Annotated in this window: 14 protein-coding genes; 8 read left to right on the top strand and 6 right to left on the bottom strand. The window is 36.3% G+C overall.

Annotation, left to right across the window (positions count from 1 at the left end; translation table 11 throughout):
• Nucleotides 1-250 precede the first annotated feature (250 nt).
• The 4 genes from sspL to HLX49_RS00890 all read right to left on the bottom strand — a co-directional run bounded on the left by sspL (nt 251) and on the right by HLX49_RS00890 (nt 2,901).
• Entirely contained in the window at nt 251-391 is a 141-nt protein-coding gene (gene sspL, locus HLX49_RS00875; protein WP_073005888.1) for a small, acid-soluble spore protein L, read from the bottom strand.
• A 79-nt stretch (nt 392-470) separates the two neighbouring features.
• The gene (locus tag HLX49_RS00880; RefSeq protein ID WP_077702931.1) at nt 471-1,106 is read right to left on the bottom strand and encodes a 3'-5' exonuclease; all 636 of its coding nucleotides are present in this window, start codon (nt 1,104-1,106) and stop codon (nt 471-473) included.
• Nucleotides 1,107-1,327: 221 nt separating this feature from the next.
• A complete protein-coding gene (locus HLX49_RS00885) occupies nt 1,328-2,026 on the bottom strand; it encodes a CBS domain-containing protein (protein ID WP_101933636.1) in 699 nt (232 codons plus the stop codon).
• Nucleotides 2,027-2,139: 113 nt separating this feature from the next.
• The gene (locus tag HLX49_RS00890) at nt 2,140-2,901 is read right to left on the bottom strand and encodes an HAD-IIB family hydrolase (protein ID WP_101933635.1); all 762 of its coding nucleotides are present in this window, start codon (nt 2,899-2,901) and stop codon (nt 2,140-2,142) included.
• Nucleotides 2,902-3,349: 448 nt separating this feature from the next.
• Here HLX49_RS00890 and HLX49_RS00895 point away from each other — a divergent pair, with 448 nt between their 5' ends.
• From HLX49_RS00895 to HLX49_RS00910, 4 genes are all read left to right on the top strand, one after another.
• Entirely contained in the window at nt 3,350-4,504 is a 1,155-nt protein-coding gene (locus tag HLX49_RS00895) for a pyridoxal-phosphate-dependent aminotransferase family protein (protein ID WP_077702928.1), read from the top strand.
• A 164-nt stretch (nt 4,505-4,668) separates the two neighbouring features.
• Nucleotides 4,669-6,255 (top strand): phosphoglycerate dehydrogenase, encoded by a 1,587-nt coding sequence (gene serA, locus HLX49_RS00900; protein ID WP_296360465.1) that lies wholly within the window; start codon nt 4,669-4,671, stop codon nt 6,253-6,255.
• 314 nt (nt 6,256-6,569) lie between these two features.
• Entirely contained in the window at nt 6,570-8,000 is a 1,431-nt protein-coding gene (gene nhaC, locus HLX49_RS00905) for a Na+/H+ antiporter NhaC (protein ID WP_296360467.1), read from the top strand.
• Between the two features lie 136 nt (nt 8,001-8,136).
• Nucleotides 8,137-8,838: a hypothetical protein gene (locus tag HLX49_RS00910; protein WP_077702925.1), complete on the top strand. Its 702-nt coding sequence runs from the start codon at nt 8,137-8,139 to the stop codon at nt 8,836-8,838.
• Nucleotides 8,839-8,908: 70 nt separating this feature from the next.
• Here the strand turns inward: HLX49_RS00910 and HLX49_RS00915 are convergent, their stop codons facing one another.
• Nucleotides 8,909-9,721, bottom strand: coding sequence for an HAD family hydrolase (locus HLX49_RS00915; RefSeq protein ID WP_077702924.1), 813 nt, complete (start codon nt 9,719-9,721; stop codon nt 8,909-8,911).
• A gap of 147 nt (nt 9,722-9,868) precedes the next feature.
• Between HLX49_RS00915 and HLX49_RS00920 the strand changes: the two genes are divergently transcribed.
• From HLX49_RS00920 to HLX49_RS00935, 4 genes are all read left to right on the top strand, one after another.
• Nucleotides 9,869-10,963, top strand: coding sequence for a branched-chain amino acid aminotransferase (locus tag HLX49_RS00920; RefSeq protein WP_101933632.1), 1,095 nt, complete (start codon nt 9,869-9,871; stop codon nt 10,961-10,963).
• 366 nt (nt 10,964-11,329) lie between these two features.
• Nucleotides 11,330-12,124: an ABC transporter ATP-binding protein gene (locus HLX49_RS00925; RefSeq protein WP_101933631.1), complete on the top strand. Its 795-nt coding sequence runs from the start codon at nt 11,330-11,332 to the stop codon at nt 12,122-12,124.
• Nucleotides 12,105-12,869: an ABC transporter permease gene (locus HLX49_RS00930; protein ID WP_077702921.1), complete on the top strand. Its 765-nt coding sequence runs from the start codon at nt 12,105-12,107 to the stop codon at nt 12,867-12,869. The genes HLX49_RS00925 and HLX49_RS00930 overlap by 20 nt, the downstream gene beginning before the upstream one ends.
• A 70-nt stretch (nt 12,870-12,939) precedes the next feature.
• Entirely contained in the window at nt 12,940-13,935 is a 996-nt protein-coding gene (locus HLX49_RS00935; protein WP_101933630.1) for an aliphatic sulfonate ABC transporter substrate-binding protein, read from the top strand.
• A 449-nt stretch (nt 13,936-14,384) separates the two neighbouring features.
• Here the strand turns inward: HLX49_RS00935 and htpG are convergent, their stop codons facing one another.
• Complete coding sequence (htpG, locus tag HLX49_RS00940) at nt 14,385-16,262, bottom strand: molecular chaperone HtpG (protein WP_101933629.1); 1,878 nt, start codon at nt 16,260-16,262, stop codon at nt 14,385-14,387.
• Nucleotides 16,263-16,314 lie beyond the last annotated feature (52 nt).

The raw sequence follows: 16,314 nt of genomic DNA on the forward strand, positions 1-16,314 counted from the left end.
GTCCTGTCTTCCGCTCGAAGACGGCACGACATTAAAGCTTCGATATAAAACTCCCTATTCATTCATTAGAGGTTAAAACTAAATAAAATACGTACATTGCAGCTTGTAAATTTATTATACCACCGCTAACAAAAAAATCAATAAAAAAAGCAACGGATGATTAATTGAACCACAAAAATTACACTTATTTTTCAAAAGCTGTTCACAGATGCTTAGATTAGGAATCAATAGCTCTGCAATTTATCTACTATTAGATCTTCGTATTTTTCTTTTTCGCCCTATCTTCTAGTTGCGTTTTTGGACGATGATCTTTTTTATCTTCAGACAGACCTTGCGGATTGACACTACTTTGAGCACGCTTAGAACGATATGCATGTTGCTCTTCTTTCACGGATCACACCTCCTACTACAATAGTGTGATCCAAGCAGCAACTTCCTATGCAGTTATCTTTATTTTATACAAAGGGGATTTAAGTAAGAAAAATCTGTTTATATTGACGCATTTTCTTTTTCTTTGGTGCATGATACCCATGATGAAAAATCTTACCACTTTGTATATGATACATAGCTAATAAGCCTTCTATTGTATGCTGTTTACTTTCATTTAAAGATTTAGAAAAAAGTTTTGCTGCAACACGGGCATCTTCTAAAGCATGATGATGTTCAAAAGGGATTTGATGGAAGGTAGCCAATGTATCCAATTTATGATTATGTAGCTGTGGCCATATTTGTTTTGCAAGCATAACTGTACATAGATAATTCAAGTCAGGGTATGTTAACCCAAAACGATCTAATGTATTTCTTAGAACACTCATATCAAAGCTCGCATTATGAGCAATAACCATACCTTGCTGTAAGTATGTAGAAAGGACTGGCCAAACATCTGTAAAAGTTGGAGCATAACGAACATGTTCTGGCGTAATACCATGTATTCGTATGTTCATTGCTCGAAAATCTGTAAGCGGATTTATCAAACTATAGTACTCATCCACTATTTGTGTCCCATCTGATACAACGATGCCAACTGCACAAGGGCTTGTCCGTTTTTCGTTAGCAGTTTCAAAATCAATTGATACTAGAGTCATATTAGAATCCACCTTAATCATTAAACTTAAACTATTTATCTTAAACTAAAATTTATTTATAATCCATTTAAAAGAACTATTAATAAGCGGGTAGATTGGAGATCACATGCCTTTACTAAGCTCGCAACAGTTACTATGCCGACATGATTTATCTTAGTTATGATATTACTATAGCATAGCCAATCATTTCATTGATCATGCCATCTACAGACAAGCTACATAACGCTTCAAGCTATTTCAAACTATGAAATCTCCAAAATATCCCACGCTGTAATAATACCTAATAATTCGGCTGAAGGTTCACCATTCGAAGTGATGAGCAAGGCTTCTAATCGCTTGCCCCTACTTGTATGTTCTTTAAACATTTCAATTGCCTCATACAAAGTGGTATCCTGAGCAATAAACCTCGAATTCTCATTGTTTTCAAAAGGAAAAATATCTTTTAAGTGATAGCTACTTTTTAACATTTCACCTCGTTGATCTATGCTCGCCAACCAATTTGTAATTCCTTTTTGGGTAAGCAAACCTCGGTACACTTTACCTTCATAAATGGGAAATTTAGACAATCTTTTTTCATGAATAACCTTTAACAATTTATTTAATTCATCATTACTTTGAAAACAATATACATACTTTTGAAACGTAGGAATAACGAGTTTAGGCTTTCTTAGCTCCTCTTCAATCCATTCAATTCTTTCAACAATTTCATCATGTGGTTCAGCTATGGCATAAGTCATATCCACTTTATTATGCACGATTGCATTTCTAAGTTCCGCAAACTCAAGCAAATCATCACTGTATTGGCTCACTAATGCATTTGAATTCCGCAGAATTTTTACTGTTTTAGAAAAGCTTACATCCTTTTTATGTATCATGAAAGAACGGAGCATTTTTTCAATTCGATTAAAAGAAGTTAAGAATCGATCTGAGTTTTTGTACATATATCTTTCTCCTCATATTTGATATCAACTTTCCTTTTATTGTATACGTGCTGCAACAAATTACAAAGCTGTACGATATTCCAACTCCAAAGCTACTTGCATGAAGCACCATACTAAATATACACGGTTTCAGAATAGATGGATTGGATTTTTTCCACAATTGCTTTTTCTCCATCTTCTTGGTAAGAAACGTGCTCATCAGCAAATCGTGACAATTGATCGTGATAGTCAATCATAATTGCCTGTGCAGCATGTTGGAACATGGAGATATCATTCGCATCATTGCCAAAAGCTATATAACTGTTCGGCTTTATACCTAATACTTGTAACGCACTCCACTTATCAATATTTCTTGGGCTTACGTCAATAAGTTGTTCATTACGATGTTCGTGAACAGTTATGTCCAAGTGCTGTAATTGAGTGAATAAAATTTCGTAATCCTTCATCGTAATGAATAATATTTTTACTACAGAGGAAAGTTGATCAACGGCTACATGTTGAGCTAATTTTCCTTGGTCCAGATTGTGTACAATCGGATGATCCTTTGGGCCTGTATACACATAGTCCCAATCACTATCCATTAAGAAAGTCGCTTCCTGCTCCTCAACTAGCTTTAAAATGACACGCAGCTGTTGATTGGTAAATGTTTGGGCGTGTAATAGCTTATTATCTTGATAAATCAGTGAACCATTTCCACCAATGAGCGTATAAGAATGAAAATCTTTAGGAAGCACTGGAAGCATATCCCTGATTGGTCTAGCCGATGCAAAGATAACGTCATTTTTATTTAACTGTTTTAAACATTGGACAATCGTATTTGAAAGTGGTTTACCGTTGAAACATATCGTTCCGTCTAAATCAAACACAAACTTCATGGTTACACCTCGCTAAGTTATCATCTATACTTTCCATTATAAACTATTTTTCAGGAACGAAAACAAAAAATAGTTAGCTAATCTAATTAGCGACGCTCTATTCTTACACTATAGGCAAGTATAAAAGTTTTAAGGGTTATAGTATAAGAAAAAATTAGCTGTCACCATTCTTTATGACAAAGGGTTCATGAAGCTTTTTAGAAAAACGAAAGATCTATTGACAATTCATTCGAGTAGAAGCCTTCATTTTACTCATAGTAAGGTATACCCCTAAATTTTTATCCTTTTCTATAGTGTAAAGAATCCTATAATTTTATACTTATCTACAGTCAAAAAATTTAAAACAAATAGCTTAAATTTATTGACAATATATAAAGTTCTGCTATGCTGTTAACTATTATTCAGAAAAAATATCAAAATAAAGCAACTAGTTTGAAAGGAGATAATCATGCAACCCGATCAACATCTACTTAGAATTCCTGGCCCAACACCAATTCCACCTAGTGTAGAACGTGCAATGGCACAGCCTATGTTTGGACACCGAGGACAAGAAATGAAAGAACTGTTAAAGATTGTGAAGGAAAAATTAAAACCTATCTTTGGTACAAAAGAGGATGTACTTATTTATACTGCAAGTGGTACCGCAGCATTAGAAACAGCAGTCGTAAATACCGTACAACCGGAAGAAGAAGTGCTTGTAATTGTCACAGGCGCATTTGGTGAACGTTTTACAAAAATTTGTGATGAGTATCACATTGAAGCCCATAAATATTTGGTCCCTTGGGGGGAAGCAGCTGACCCGAAACAATTAGCATCTTTACTGCAACAACATCCCAATGTTAAAGCAGTGTTTGCGACTTTCTGTGAAACTTCTACAGCCGTATTAAATCCAATTAAGCAACTTGCAGAAGTCGTGCACAATGAATCGGAAGCACTATTTATCGTTGACGGCGTCTCTTGTATTGGGGGAACAGAAACAAAAATGGATGAATGGGGATTAGATGTCGTTGTAACCGGATCGCAAAAAGCAATGATGCTCCCTGCAGGACTAGCTTTTATAGCTGCAAGCAAACGTGCCTGGGACGTTATTGAAAAAAATCCACATGCTAGATTTTATTTAGATATGCGCAGGTATCGTCTTAAACTTCAAGAAGATTCGACCCCCTTCACACCAGCAGTATCCTTACTACAAGGCTTAAAACAAGCCCTTACCCTCGTGGAGGAAGAAGGATTAGAAAATATTTTCCATCGCCATGAGATGATGAAGAATATGACTCGGGAAGCATTTAAAGCTTTATCCATTCCATTGCTTACATCGGATAAAAATGCTTCCCCAACAGTTACTGCTGTAAAACCAGGAGATTTTGCATCTGAAGACTTACGAAAGATCGTTAAAAACGATTTTGGTTTAACTTTAGCGGGAGGACAGCAACATTTAAAAGGACAAATTTTTCGAATTGGACATATGGGCTACTGTTCCCCTGCTGATGTGTTACAAGTAATAAGCATTATCGAAATTGGTTTACAACAAATTGGTAAACACGTAGAGCTTGGAACAGGCGTACAAGCTGCCCAAGCTGCCTATTTGAAAATGAAGGGTTGATGACAAATTGTAAATAAATTTCATCCTTTCTAAAATAAAAAAAATATATTGTACCATATAATAAATTTATCTGGGGATATGTACGTTGCCTCATAGATTCTATTGCTGTAAAACAAACAATTCTATATATAATAAAACGAATTACACTGGGAGGAAGACGAAAGATGGGATTTAGAGTATTAATTGCTGATCCTTTAAGCCAAGAAGGAATTACCCCTTTATTAGAAACAGAAGAGATTCAATTAGATATTGGAACAGAATGGACAAATACGGAACTGTTTGAACGAATTTCAGAATATGACGCCTTAATAGTTAGAAGTCAAACACAAGTAACGCGTGCACTCATTGCGAAAGCAACCCATTTAAAAATCATTGGCAGAGCTGGTGTGGGGGTTGATAATATTGATCTAGATGCTGCAACAGAGCAAGGAATCATTGTTGTAAACGCACCGAATGGTAATACAAATTCAGCAGCTGAACATACAATGGCAATGATGATGGCTTTATCTAGAAAAATTCCACAAGCATATTTATCTTTAAAAAACAAACAATGGGATCGGAAAAAATATATTGGCAAAGAGCTAAAAAATAAGACATTAGGCATCATTGGATTTGGTCGTATCGGAGCAGAAGTCGCCTACCGAGCGAAAGGACAACGGATGCGTATAATCGCATACGACCCGTTTTTAACAGAAGAACAAGCAAGTAAATTAGGTATTAAAAAAGGTTCCCTTGAAAATGTTTATGCGCAAGCGGATTTCATTACCATTCACACGCCATTATTAAAGGAAACGCGATATCTTTTAAATCAACAAGCCTTCGAAGCAATGAAGGACGGTGTTTACATTATTAATTGTGCTCGAGGTGGAATCATTGATGAAGCGGCACTGTATGATGCCATCCAAAATAAAAAAGTTGCTGGAGCTGCTCTCGATGTATTTGAAGAAGAGCCATTTTATGAACACCGTTTATTAGAATTACCTGAAATAATTGCTACTCCTCATTTAGGCGCAAGTACGGTAGAAGCACAAGAAAGTGTTGCGATAGATGTTAGTGAAGATATCATTCGCTTCATGCGTGGAGAGGCTGTTCATAATCCTGTAAATCTCCCTTCTATTCCGCGAGAAGCCTTAACAGAAATTAAGCCATATTTCCTCTTAGCTGAAAAGCTTGGCCAATTTCTTATTCATTTAGCAAATGAACCAATTCAAGAAATTAACCTTTATTATTCTGGGGATGTGGCTAAACCAAAGATTGGTCCAATCACGAGGAATGCAGTGAAAGGACTGCTAGCTCGCCATTTAGGTGATCACGTAAATGATGTAAATGCCCTTTACCTCGCAGAAAAAAGAGGCTTAACTATTCATGAAAACATGACTTCTTCCACGCAAGGCTTTACAAACTTAATGCGTGTAGAAATAGTAACTAAATCTGAAAAGAAAAGCGTTGCCGGTACACTGCTTAATGGATTAGGCCCTAGAATTGTTAAAGTAGATCCTTATAGTGTTGATGTAACTCCAAAAGGACATCTTTTAGTTATCCACCATCAAGACCAACCAGGCGTTATTGGTAAAATGGGCAGCCTGCTAGCTACAAAAGAGATAAACATTGCAACCATGCAAGTAGATCGTGCCGATGTTGGTGGAAATGCCATTATGGTTATGACAGTAGACAGACATATAGAAAAGATAGAATTAGAAGCATTAGAACAGCTTGAAGAAATTCATAAAGCTATTTCTATCGATTTATAACACATTATATTTTTGCGCTCATGTTGAAGATCAGCAACTACTATATAACAAAAGCCGAACAATTAAATGCTAGTTGTTTGGCTTTTGTTGTACCATGAGAAACGTTCACTGTTCGTATTCTCCCCCTTATCTAGCACGAAAAAACTCCTACCAAAGATTGTTTTTTTAACCTATTTTCATATGACTCACCAATGAATAGCCCCCAACAGAACACCCTCAACGTTTGTAAACTAAGAAACAATAAATTGACAATTCTTTCATTTCTAATTAAAATGAATTTTACTATTTTATTTTTTACAGAAAGGAGCTTTTGCATGACCGAAATATCTAAAAAAGATATTAGCGTTTGGTGGGCGCTTACACCTCTTTGTGTGATGATTACTTCCATGATACTAACCATTGTGGCTTTTCAAGGAGAACCCCACTTGCCACTCATTATTGGCACAGGAACAGCCGCGCTTGTAGCTTGGAAACAAGGCTATTCATGGAAAGAAATAGAAGAGATGATGTTTCGCGGCATACGATTAGCACTACCGGCCATTATCATTATTATGCTTGTTGGATTAACTATTGGTGCTTGGATTGGTGGTGGTATTGTTGCCACCATGATTTATTACGGTTTAAAGATCATTTCACCGTCTATTTTTTTGGTAACGATTACAATTATATGCGCTATTGTAGCTTTAACCGTTGGCAGCTCTTGGGCAACAATGGGAACGATTGGGGTTGCTGGCATGGGAATAGGAATGAGTATGGGAATCCCAGCTCCTATAGTTGCAGGTGCAGTTATTTCAGGCTCTTATTTTGGAGATAAAATGTCTCCTTTATCAGACACTACGAATCTAGCTTCAGGTTTGACAAATACAGATTTATTCGTTCATATTAAACATATGCTATATACAACAGTACCAAGTTTAATCATTGCTTTACTCGTTTTTACTTACATAGGAAGAGACTTCGGAAAAGATGCCATTGAGAATGAAAGAATTACGCAAACCATCTTAGACATGCAGGCGAATTTTGTCATGTCTCCATATCTTTTGCTTATACCACTACTTGTCATCGTACTGGTTATGTTCAAAGTACCCGCTGTGCCTGCTATCGCAACCGGAATCGTTATGGGCTTTTTCTCGCAAATATTCGTGCAAGGAGACGACCCATCCTATGCGCTACAAGTGTTGCAAAATGGCTACACGATAGATACAAGCAACGAAATGGTTGTTGAATTATTTAATCGCGGTGGACTGATGTCTATGATGTATACCGTGTCGATGACCATTGTCGCTATGACTTTTGGAGGGATCATGGAATATTCGGGGATGCTAAAAGCGATGATGGATCAACTATTAAAATTCATAAAATCAACTGGGAATTTAATTGCATCTACATTAGGAGCAGCTTTTTTAACGAATGCAACATGTTCTGAGCAGTATATTTCCATTGTCGTTCCATCTAGAATGTTTGCTACCGTATATAAAAAGAAAGGCTTACATTCGAAGAACTTATCAAGATCTCTAGAGGATGGTGGAACACTAACTTCTGTCTTTATTCCTTGGAATACTTGTGGGGTCTTCATCTACACAACTCTAGAGGTGCATGCCTTTAGTTATGCACCTTATGCTATTTTAAATTTCACCGTACCAATTATTGCCTTGATTTATGCCTATACTGGGTTCACCATTACAAAAATTGAAAAAACAGATCGCTCTCAGCAGACGACATTGATTAGAAAAAAATCAATGTAAGCCTTTAAACCAACTTTAGCTATCATTAAGCTTTTATGGCGACAAAACGCCGTCGTTATGCTTACACTATAAATATTTAAAGATTTATACTTTTTAATCAAGTAAACAAAAAATCTAAATAAAAGAAGGGGATTGCATGCATACATCGATTATTACTACAGGGAAATTACCTTTGCATGGTCAAGCATTTTTCGTTCGTTTTTTACATAAAGAAGATATACATGAGATCTTACATTTGCAGACAATGGTTAAAAATGCCTTGGAAGTGCCAGATTTTCTTCAACCCTTAACAGCAGAGGAATATAAATCTATTTTAGGAGGCTATGGTTCTATCATTGGGGTCTTTGTTAATAACAAGTTAATTGCATTTCGTGCTATGCTCATTCCCAAAATGAATGATCCCGAACATTTAGGAATAGACCTCCGGCTAAACGAATATCAACGTAAAAAAATGCTTTATTCGGAAATATCAAATGTTCATCCTGCGTTTCGAGGCAATCGGCTGCAAACCTACATGGGGAGATTATTATTTGATCAAATTGATCAGCAATCCTTCCGCTATGTAGCTACGACTGTTGCTCCATTAAATATTGCTAGCTTAAAAGACAAACTTGCTTTAAGGATGGCTATTTGTTCGCTTAAAGAAAAATACAATGGTAAATTACGCTACATCCTATTTCGTGATTTGCATACAACCGATGATACTCCATTTTATAGTGACAAACAGGCAGTAAACATACAAGATATTACAAAACAACAGCAATTGATTAAGAAAGGATACAGGGGAATTTCGCTACAAGAAAAAGAACAGATGTATTGGGTATGCTTCATTAAATAAAAAACTTGGCTTATCGCCAATTATTTGGCGACAGCCTTCCTTTTGCTTATAAGCTAACCCTAAAATTTTTTCAAATTTTGAAAGTGCCTTTTGCTTTCCCAAGCCTGTTATAAACAACATCTAATACTTGTAATAAGTCATCTACTTCAAAAGTGGGGCAACCGTTACTGTCTATATTATTCCAATTTATCCATATAGAAGCCATCTCACTTTTGAAGGCCCCTACTATATCTGTAGTTAAATTATCACCAACCATTAAAGCTTCGAATGGATCTACCTCTAATTTTTCAAGCATATGTTGAAAAATGGCTGGATCAGGCTTCCCACTCCCAAATGCGCCTGAAACAACGATTTCATCAAAGTAAGGCGTCAGCTGAGGGGTCATATCAAGTTTCGTTTGTTGTAAACTCGGTGAACCATTTGTTAATAAACCTAATTTATAATCTGCACGTAATGCGTCTAACACTTTAAATGTACTAGAAAATACAATCGGTTTCTGTTTTCTCACCTTAGGAAATGCTTCCGCCAACGTTTCCCCTAATTGTTCATCTAAGACCCCAGTTTTTTCTAACCCCCGTTTCCAGGCTGATTTTCGGTATTCAGGGGCAATTTGCTTTAATTTGTCAAACTCTCTTCCGCCATCATCAAAGTCTCCCCAAAGCCCCTCAAAAGGATTAATCCCAATCATTTGTGTAAATGCATACGTCGGAAAAGACGCATACAAGGCACGTGCTTCTGTTCTCACATTCTGCTCTAAACGCTCGAGATCAATTTGCGGATACACATCTCTCGCCATATTACAGGTTGCCCGAAAAGATTCAGCAACACTTTTCTTATCCCATAAGAGTGTATCGTCCAAATCAAAAATAATTGCTTTAACCATCCATACATCTCCTTTTAGCCTTACATACAATAATGTAAAGTATACAACATTTTACGAAAAATAGAAAAAGTAAGTATTTAGGGTTGATTTTATTGAAAATATAGACTAATATAGTTAATAAAATTTTACAGCTAAGGGGATAGTATCATGGAAGAATGGACAGTTAAAGTTAACCATTGTGCAGTCAAGAAGGAAAAACCTCAAACAGACCAACTAGAATTCGGGAGAATATTTACCGATCACATGTTTGTCATGGATTATTCTGAGCCTTTAGGTTGGCACGATGCTCGCATTGTCCCTTATCAACCTTTAACGATTGACCCATCAGCAATGATTTTTCATTATGGCCAATCCGTTTTTGAAGGATTAAAGGCATATCAAACGCCTGAAGGAGAAATTCAATTATTTCGTCCGGAAAAGAATTTGCAGCGATTAAACAAATCCAATGATCGCTTATGTATTCCTGCGATTGATGAAGCGTTTATACTGGAAGCTCTAAAACAATTAATCTATTTAGATAAAGAGTGGATACCAACTGCAGAAGGAACATCGCTTTATATTCGCCCATTCATTATTTCAACAGAACCTTATATTGGCGTGGCACCTTCCCATCAATACAAGTTCATAATCATTTTATCACCAGTGGGAGCTTATTATAAAGAAGGCATTAACCCCGTGAAAATTGCTGTGGAAAACCAGTACGTGCGAGCAGTGAAAGGTGGTACTGGGGAAGCAAAAACAGGCGGAAACTACGCTTCGAGCCTAAAGGCACAAGAAATATGCTCCCAAAAAGGATTTGCTCAAGTACTTTGGCTTGATGGAGTGGAAAAGAAATATATTGAAGAAGTTGGAAGTATGAATGTATTCTTTAGAATAAATGGAAATGTCTATACTCCTATACTAAATGGAAGTATTCTAGAAGGAGTTACGCGTAATTCTGTTATTCAGTTATTGAAACACTGGAATATTCCTGTTATGGAAGAAAAGCTGTCAATGGAAGAGTTATATCAAGCATATCTTGATGGAGAATTGGAAGAAGCTTTCGGCACAGGAACAGCAGCAGTTATCTCACCAATTGGTCAACTAAGTTGGGAAGGTAAAGATTTAATCATTAACAATGGGAAAACAGGTGAATTAGCTAAATCATTATATACAACACTGACGAACATTCAATACGGTAAAGAGGTAGATCCATTTGATTGGGTGGAAAAAGTTAGCGAAGCATATGCTATAAAACAGTAAGTGTATTATTTTAAACCACTTCTATTGTGTAGTAAATGCATATGCAATAATCGTTAAGGTATGATAAAGGTTAAGAAAAACTTGGCTTATCGACAAGTTTTTTAACACAAGCTATCATCTTTCTTATACGGTAAATCTTAAAATTTAATTTTCTAATAGCACCGCTAATAAGCCGAGCAATTTTATTTAATTGTTCGGCTTTTGCTATGTTAACTATCTTAATCAATCGGCTACATATTTATTTAATTGTACTATTTTTGTAATTTTCGTTGACGAAACCACCATTGTTTGCGTATAATAACCTCAATAATTCCTACTTTTATTATAGGAATAATAAACTTTATGTTGCCAAGGAGGTTTTCATCTTTGCTTTTAGAAATCGAACATGTAAATAAATCCTTTTGGGATGACAAACAACAAGTACATTTCCCCGTTTTTTCAGATGTGATGATAAGTATAAATGAAAATCAATTCGTCTCTATACTTGGCCCATCTGGTTGTGGGAAGTCGACTTTACTTTCTATGATTGCTGGTCTGGAGGAGACAACAGAAGGAACGATAAAGCTAAACCGCGAACCTATCAGTGGCCCTGGGCCAGATCGAGGAATGGTGTTCCAGCAACCTTCCTTACTTCCATGGCTCAACGTTAAAGAAAACATCTTATTTCCAATTAAAAAACGGTTCAAAAAGAAGGAAGCAGAAGAGCAAGTTGCTTATTTTCTACAGTTAGTTCAGCTAGATAAATTTCAACATCATTATATTCATGAACTTTCAGGTGGGATGCAACAGCGAGTAGCCATTGCTCGTGCCTTAGCAATGAATCCAAAAATATTATTAATGGATGAACCGTTTGCCGCTTTAGATGAGCAAACAAGAGAGAACCTTCAAGACAGATTGCTTGATATTTGGCAGAAAAAGAAGCAAACGATATTGTTTGTAACGCATAGCATTAAGGAAGCACTCATCCTTTCTGACAGAGTCATAGTCATGGGAACCAATCCCGGACGAATAATAAGTGATGTAAATATCAATCTAAACAGGCCACGTAAACGAGAAGATGAACAAATCATTATTTTGGAGAAAAAGATTAGAAAGCTTTTAAAAGATGAATGGAATAAAGCATTAAAGGATGAATGGTCAAATGAAATTCAAAATGCTTAGCAAGCAACTACTATTTTTGGTTTTCCTTATAACTATTTGGCAATTGGTTCACACGGTAGGTATTTTTGAAGCAATCGTATTTCCTTCCCCTAAAGCTGTAGCTCATGCCCTATATAACGGATTTATGAACGGCGATTTTTTATTTGCTTTGGGAGCAAGCTTTAAGCACCTTCTACTTGGAATGACCACAGCATTATTCTTAGGAACTGTTATTGGGCTTATTCTTGGCAAGTCAAAAGTTGCCAATGAAACGGTAGGAATGTATTTGATAGGAATGCAAAGTATACCAAGTATTGTTTGGGTGCCACTTGCGATTATGTTGTTTGGTTTTACCGAGTTTTCTGTTGTATTCGTAGTTGTGCTAGGAGGAACTTTTGTCATGGCGCTTCAAGTAAGATCAGCCATTCAAAACATTTCCCCTCCATTAATACGTGCAGCAAAAACGATGGGGATTAGTGGGTTGCAACTTTTTTACAGAGTTGAAATGCCTGCTGGCACGCCATATTATATGACGGGTATTAGGCTTGCATGGGCCTTTAGCTGGCGTGCATTAATGGCAGGAGAATTATTAAGTAATGGCCCTGGGTTAGGCTATTCACTAAGATATGCGCAAGATTATGCTCGGATGGATCAAGTCATTGCAATCATTATAGTTATTGGTGTTATAGGAGCAACTGTAGATCATGGCATCTTTTCTAAAATTGAACGTAATGTCATGAAACGCTGGGGCTTATTAAAACAATAGGAAAATAAACTTTGCCGATTCCCTATCCTTACATGCTAGTTCAAATATGTATTTAGAAAGGATGACGAAAATGAGAAAGAGAAAACTGTTTTTATATTTATTTATTGTTTTCATTGCGGTGTTAGCAGGTTGTGCTAAAGGAAATAAGGATGCTGACAATAAAGAAAAAATAACCATTGGTTACTTTCCCAATATTAATCATGTTGCAGGAATGGTCGCAGAAGAAGAAAAAATGTATGAATCCGAGATGCCAAACGGTATAAAAGTTGAATATCAATATTTTCCTGATGGTTCTGCATTTATGACTGCATTAGAAACTGGTGAAATTGAAGGAGGTCTTGTTGGTCCTGGCCCCGCAATGAACCACTTTGCTAGCGGGGCAAAGATTAACATTGTAGCAGGAGGATCGACTGGTGGCACTGTCATTATGGCTCGCAATAAAGCAGGGATTGAAAGCCCGAAAGATTTAGCAAATAAGACGTTTATTTCTCCACGAGTTGGTTGTACGCATAATGTACAATTTGAAGCTCAGATGAAGAAAGAATATAATCTAACATCTGATCGAGTCCAAGGAAAAATGAAACATGTGACTGGAAAGCCTGCAACTTATCACAGTATGTTTATCTCTGAGAAGATTGATGTTGCTACAGTGCCAGAACCTTGGGCATCTGTAATTGAAGCAGAAGGAAGCGGAAAAGTGTTGATCGACACACCTGAAGTCGCTTGGGGAGAAATATTGCCTGCTGCAGTATTTGTAACTTCTCAAGATTTAGCCAAAAACAATCAAGAGCTCGTGCAACATATGGTGAACGCACATCAGCAAGCAACAGCGTTTATTCAAGATAATCCTGAGAAAGCCAAAACGATTGCTATTAAAAAGATTGCAGACATTACGGAACAAAAGCTGTCCAAACAAGTCATTGATAAGGCGTGGAAGCGTATTGATTTCACATCCGAAGTGGATAGCGATGTACTACAGGATTTTTCTAATGCTTCCTATGATTTAGAGTTTCTCAAAGACAAACCAAATCTGAAAGGGTTAGTAGATACACAATTTTTACAGTAACGAATAGTCTTTTAGAAAAAATCGGTGCGTATATAAAGTTTTTTCCACACCAGAACCGATTTTTCTTCACGTTGGTAGTTCACTAATTACGAGACAAGATGTCTTGCCAGAGTGAAATCTCTACAGTGCAAAAAAAATCAGCCAGACGCATTCCCATGTTTGGAAGATTGGCGTCTGGCTTTTCTTATAAAATAAGGAAGTATAAAATGAGGTGCTAGTGGGATAAGGAAATAACCGAATAGCTACATCCGGCTCCATCGCCCAGCAACTAGGCGACTTCACGAAATCATCCTAAGCTAAGTCATCATCGGTTCGTCCCTAATAAGGAAGACCGACTAAAGACGAGGTTGCCGCCTGGCATCGGCATACTCCTGTTTTAGTGGCATGATTTCTAAATTCGTTCCAGTCGCTACGTTGGTTGCTAAACGGGCACTCCGAGCCTTCGTTCCTTAAACCATGACTTTACAAATATCATTCGTAAATTCAACAGGGTCGTTTACAGGTATACCTTCAATTAATAACGCCTGATTATACAATAGGTTTGTATATAAACCTATTTTTTCCTTATCATCTTTATGAGACTTTAATGTTTGGAATACGTCATGATTTACGTTAATTTCTAATATCTTTTCAGCCTTTATTTGTTGATTATTCGGCATTGCATTAATTACTTTTTCCATTTCCAAAGAAATTTCGCCCTCAGCTGTTAAGCATACAGGGTGTGATTTCAAACGTTTAGAAGCTCGGACATCTTTTACTTTATCTCCTAGATGTTCCTTCATGGCCGTAAACAATGCTTTATTTTCTTCTTGTATCTCTTCATCTGCTTCATCTTTTGTGTCATCCTCTAAACCAAGATCGCCACTAGATACAGATTTAAATTCTTTCTCTTTATATTCTCGCATCATTTTAATTGCAAATTCATCTACTTCTTCGGTGAAATATAAAATTTCATACCCTTTATCTGCTACCATCTCCGTTTGTGGTAATTTTTCAATGCGATCAATAGATTCACCAGCAGCATAATAAATATACGACTGGTCTTCTGGCATACGTTGTACATATTCATCCAGCGTGACTAATTTCTTTTCCTTTGATGAATAGAACATAAGCAAATCCTGCAGTGTTTCTTTATTCGCACCAAAGTCATTATATACACCAAATTTCAGCTGTCTGCCAAAGGCTTGATAAAATGTTTCATACTTTTCACGATCATCACGTAATAGGTGCTGTAGTTGTGTTTTAATTTTTTTCGTCATGTTTTTTGCAATCACTTTCAACTGTCTGTCATGCTGTAACATTTCTCGTGAAATATTTAAAGACAAATCTTCTGAATCTACCATACCTTTAACAAAGCTAAAATAATCTGGTAGAAGATCTGCACACTTATCCATAATTAATACACCGTTGGAATAAAGTTCGAGTCCTTTTTCAAATTCTGGCGAATAATAATCAAATGGTGCATTTTCTGGAATGAATAAAATAGCATTATAGCGAACTGTACCATCCACATTAATATGCATTGATTTTAACGGTTTATCGAAACCATATCTTTTTTCTTGGTAAAAATTCGTGTAATCGTCTTCTGTTAATTCACTTTTATTCTTTTTCCAGATTGGGATCATACTATTAATCGTTTCTTCTTCTACATAATCTACGTATTCTTCACTTTCTTCCTCTTTCGGCTTGCTCTTTGTAACATCCATTTTAATTGGATAACGAATGAAATCCGAATACTTTTTAATAATTTGTTGTAATTGATGCTCGTCTAAAAATGTATCAAACGAGTCTTCCTCTTCGTTTTCCTTCATCTTTACAATAATTTCTGTGCCTACGCTTTCTTTATCGGCCGGTGTAATAGTATAACCATCTGTCCCTGTTGATTCCCACTGGTATGCTTGGTCGCTATCCACTGATTTCGTAATCACCGTTACTTTATCTGCCACCATAAATGCCGCGTAAAAACCAACACCAAATTGCCCAATAATATCACGGCCATCTTTTAGTTCCGTGTCATTTTTAAAAGCAAATGAACCACTTTTTGCTATTGTTCCTAAGTTTGTTTCTAGTTCGTCTTTCGTCATGCCAATTCCCGTATCAATAACTTGCAAAGTACGATCTTCTTTGTTTGGGATAAGTTTAATATAATAATCTTCTTGATTAAAAGTTAAATTTTCATCTGTTAAGCTACGGTAATACATTTTATCCATCGCATCACTTGCATTGGAAATTAATTCTCGTAAAAACACTTCACGCTGCGAATAAATGGAATTAATCATTAATTCTAACAAACGTTTGGATTCCGCTTTAAATTGCTGTTTTGCCATAAGATCCTCTCCTCTACTTAAACTCATATTTTTAAATACCATAAATGATATT

The organism is Virgibacillus sp. (assembly GCF_013393565.1).
Taxonomy (GTDB): Bacteria; Bacillota; Bacilli; order Bacillales; family Amphibacillaceae; genus Virgibacillus; species Virgibacillus dokdonensis.

Bases quoted from the DNA above. Each gene is read 5' to 3' on its own strand.
- HLX49_RS00885 (WP_101933636.1), bottom strand. From the start codon at position 2,026: ATGTACAAAAACTCAGATCGATTCTTAACTTCTTTTAATCGAATTGAA.
- HLX49_RS00920 (WP_101933632.1), top strand. From the start codon at position 9,869: ATGGAAGAATGGACAGTTAAAGTTAACCATTGTGCAGTCAAGAAGGAA.
- HLX49_RS00910 (WP_077702925.1), top strand. From the start codon at position 8,137: ATGCATACATCGATTATTACTACAGGGAAATTACCTTTGCATGGTCAA.
- HLX49_RS00890 (WP_101933635.1), bottom strand. From the start codon at position 2,901: ATGAAGTTTGTGTTTGATTTAGACGGAACGATATGTTTCAACGGTAAA.
- HLX49_RS00880 (WP_077702931.1), bottom strand. From the start codon at position 1,106: ATGATTAAGGTGGATTCTAATATGACTCTAGTATCAATTGATTTTGAA.
- HLX49_RS00915 (WP_077702924.1), bottom strand. From the start codon at position 9,721: ATGGTTAAAGCAATTATTTTTGATTTGGACGATACACTCTTATGGGAT.
- serA (WP_296360465.1), top strand. From the start codon at position 4,669: ATGGGATTTAGAGTATTAATTGCTGATCCTTTAAGCCAAGAAGGAATT.
- HLX49_RS00930 (WP_077702921.1), top strand. From the start codon at position 12,105: ATGAAATTCAAAATGCTTAGCAAGCAACTACTATTTTTGGTTTTCCTT.
- HLX49_RS00935 (WP_101933630.1), top strand. From the start codon at position 12,940: ATGAGAAAGAGAAAACTGTTTTTATATTTATTTATTGTTTTCATTGCG.
- nhaC (WP_296360467.1), top strand. From the start codon at position 6,570: ATGACCGAAATATCTAAAAAAGATATTAGCGTTTGGTGGGCGCTTACA.
- HLX49_RS00895 (WP_077702928.1), top strand. From the start codon at position 3,350: ATGCAACCCGATCAACATCTACTTAGAATTCCTGGCCCAACACCAATT.
- htpG (WP_101933629.1), bottom strand. From the start codon at position 16,262: ATGGCAAAACAGCAATTTAAAGCGGAATCCAAACGTTTGTTAGAATTA.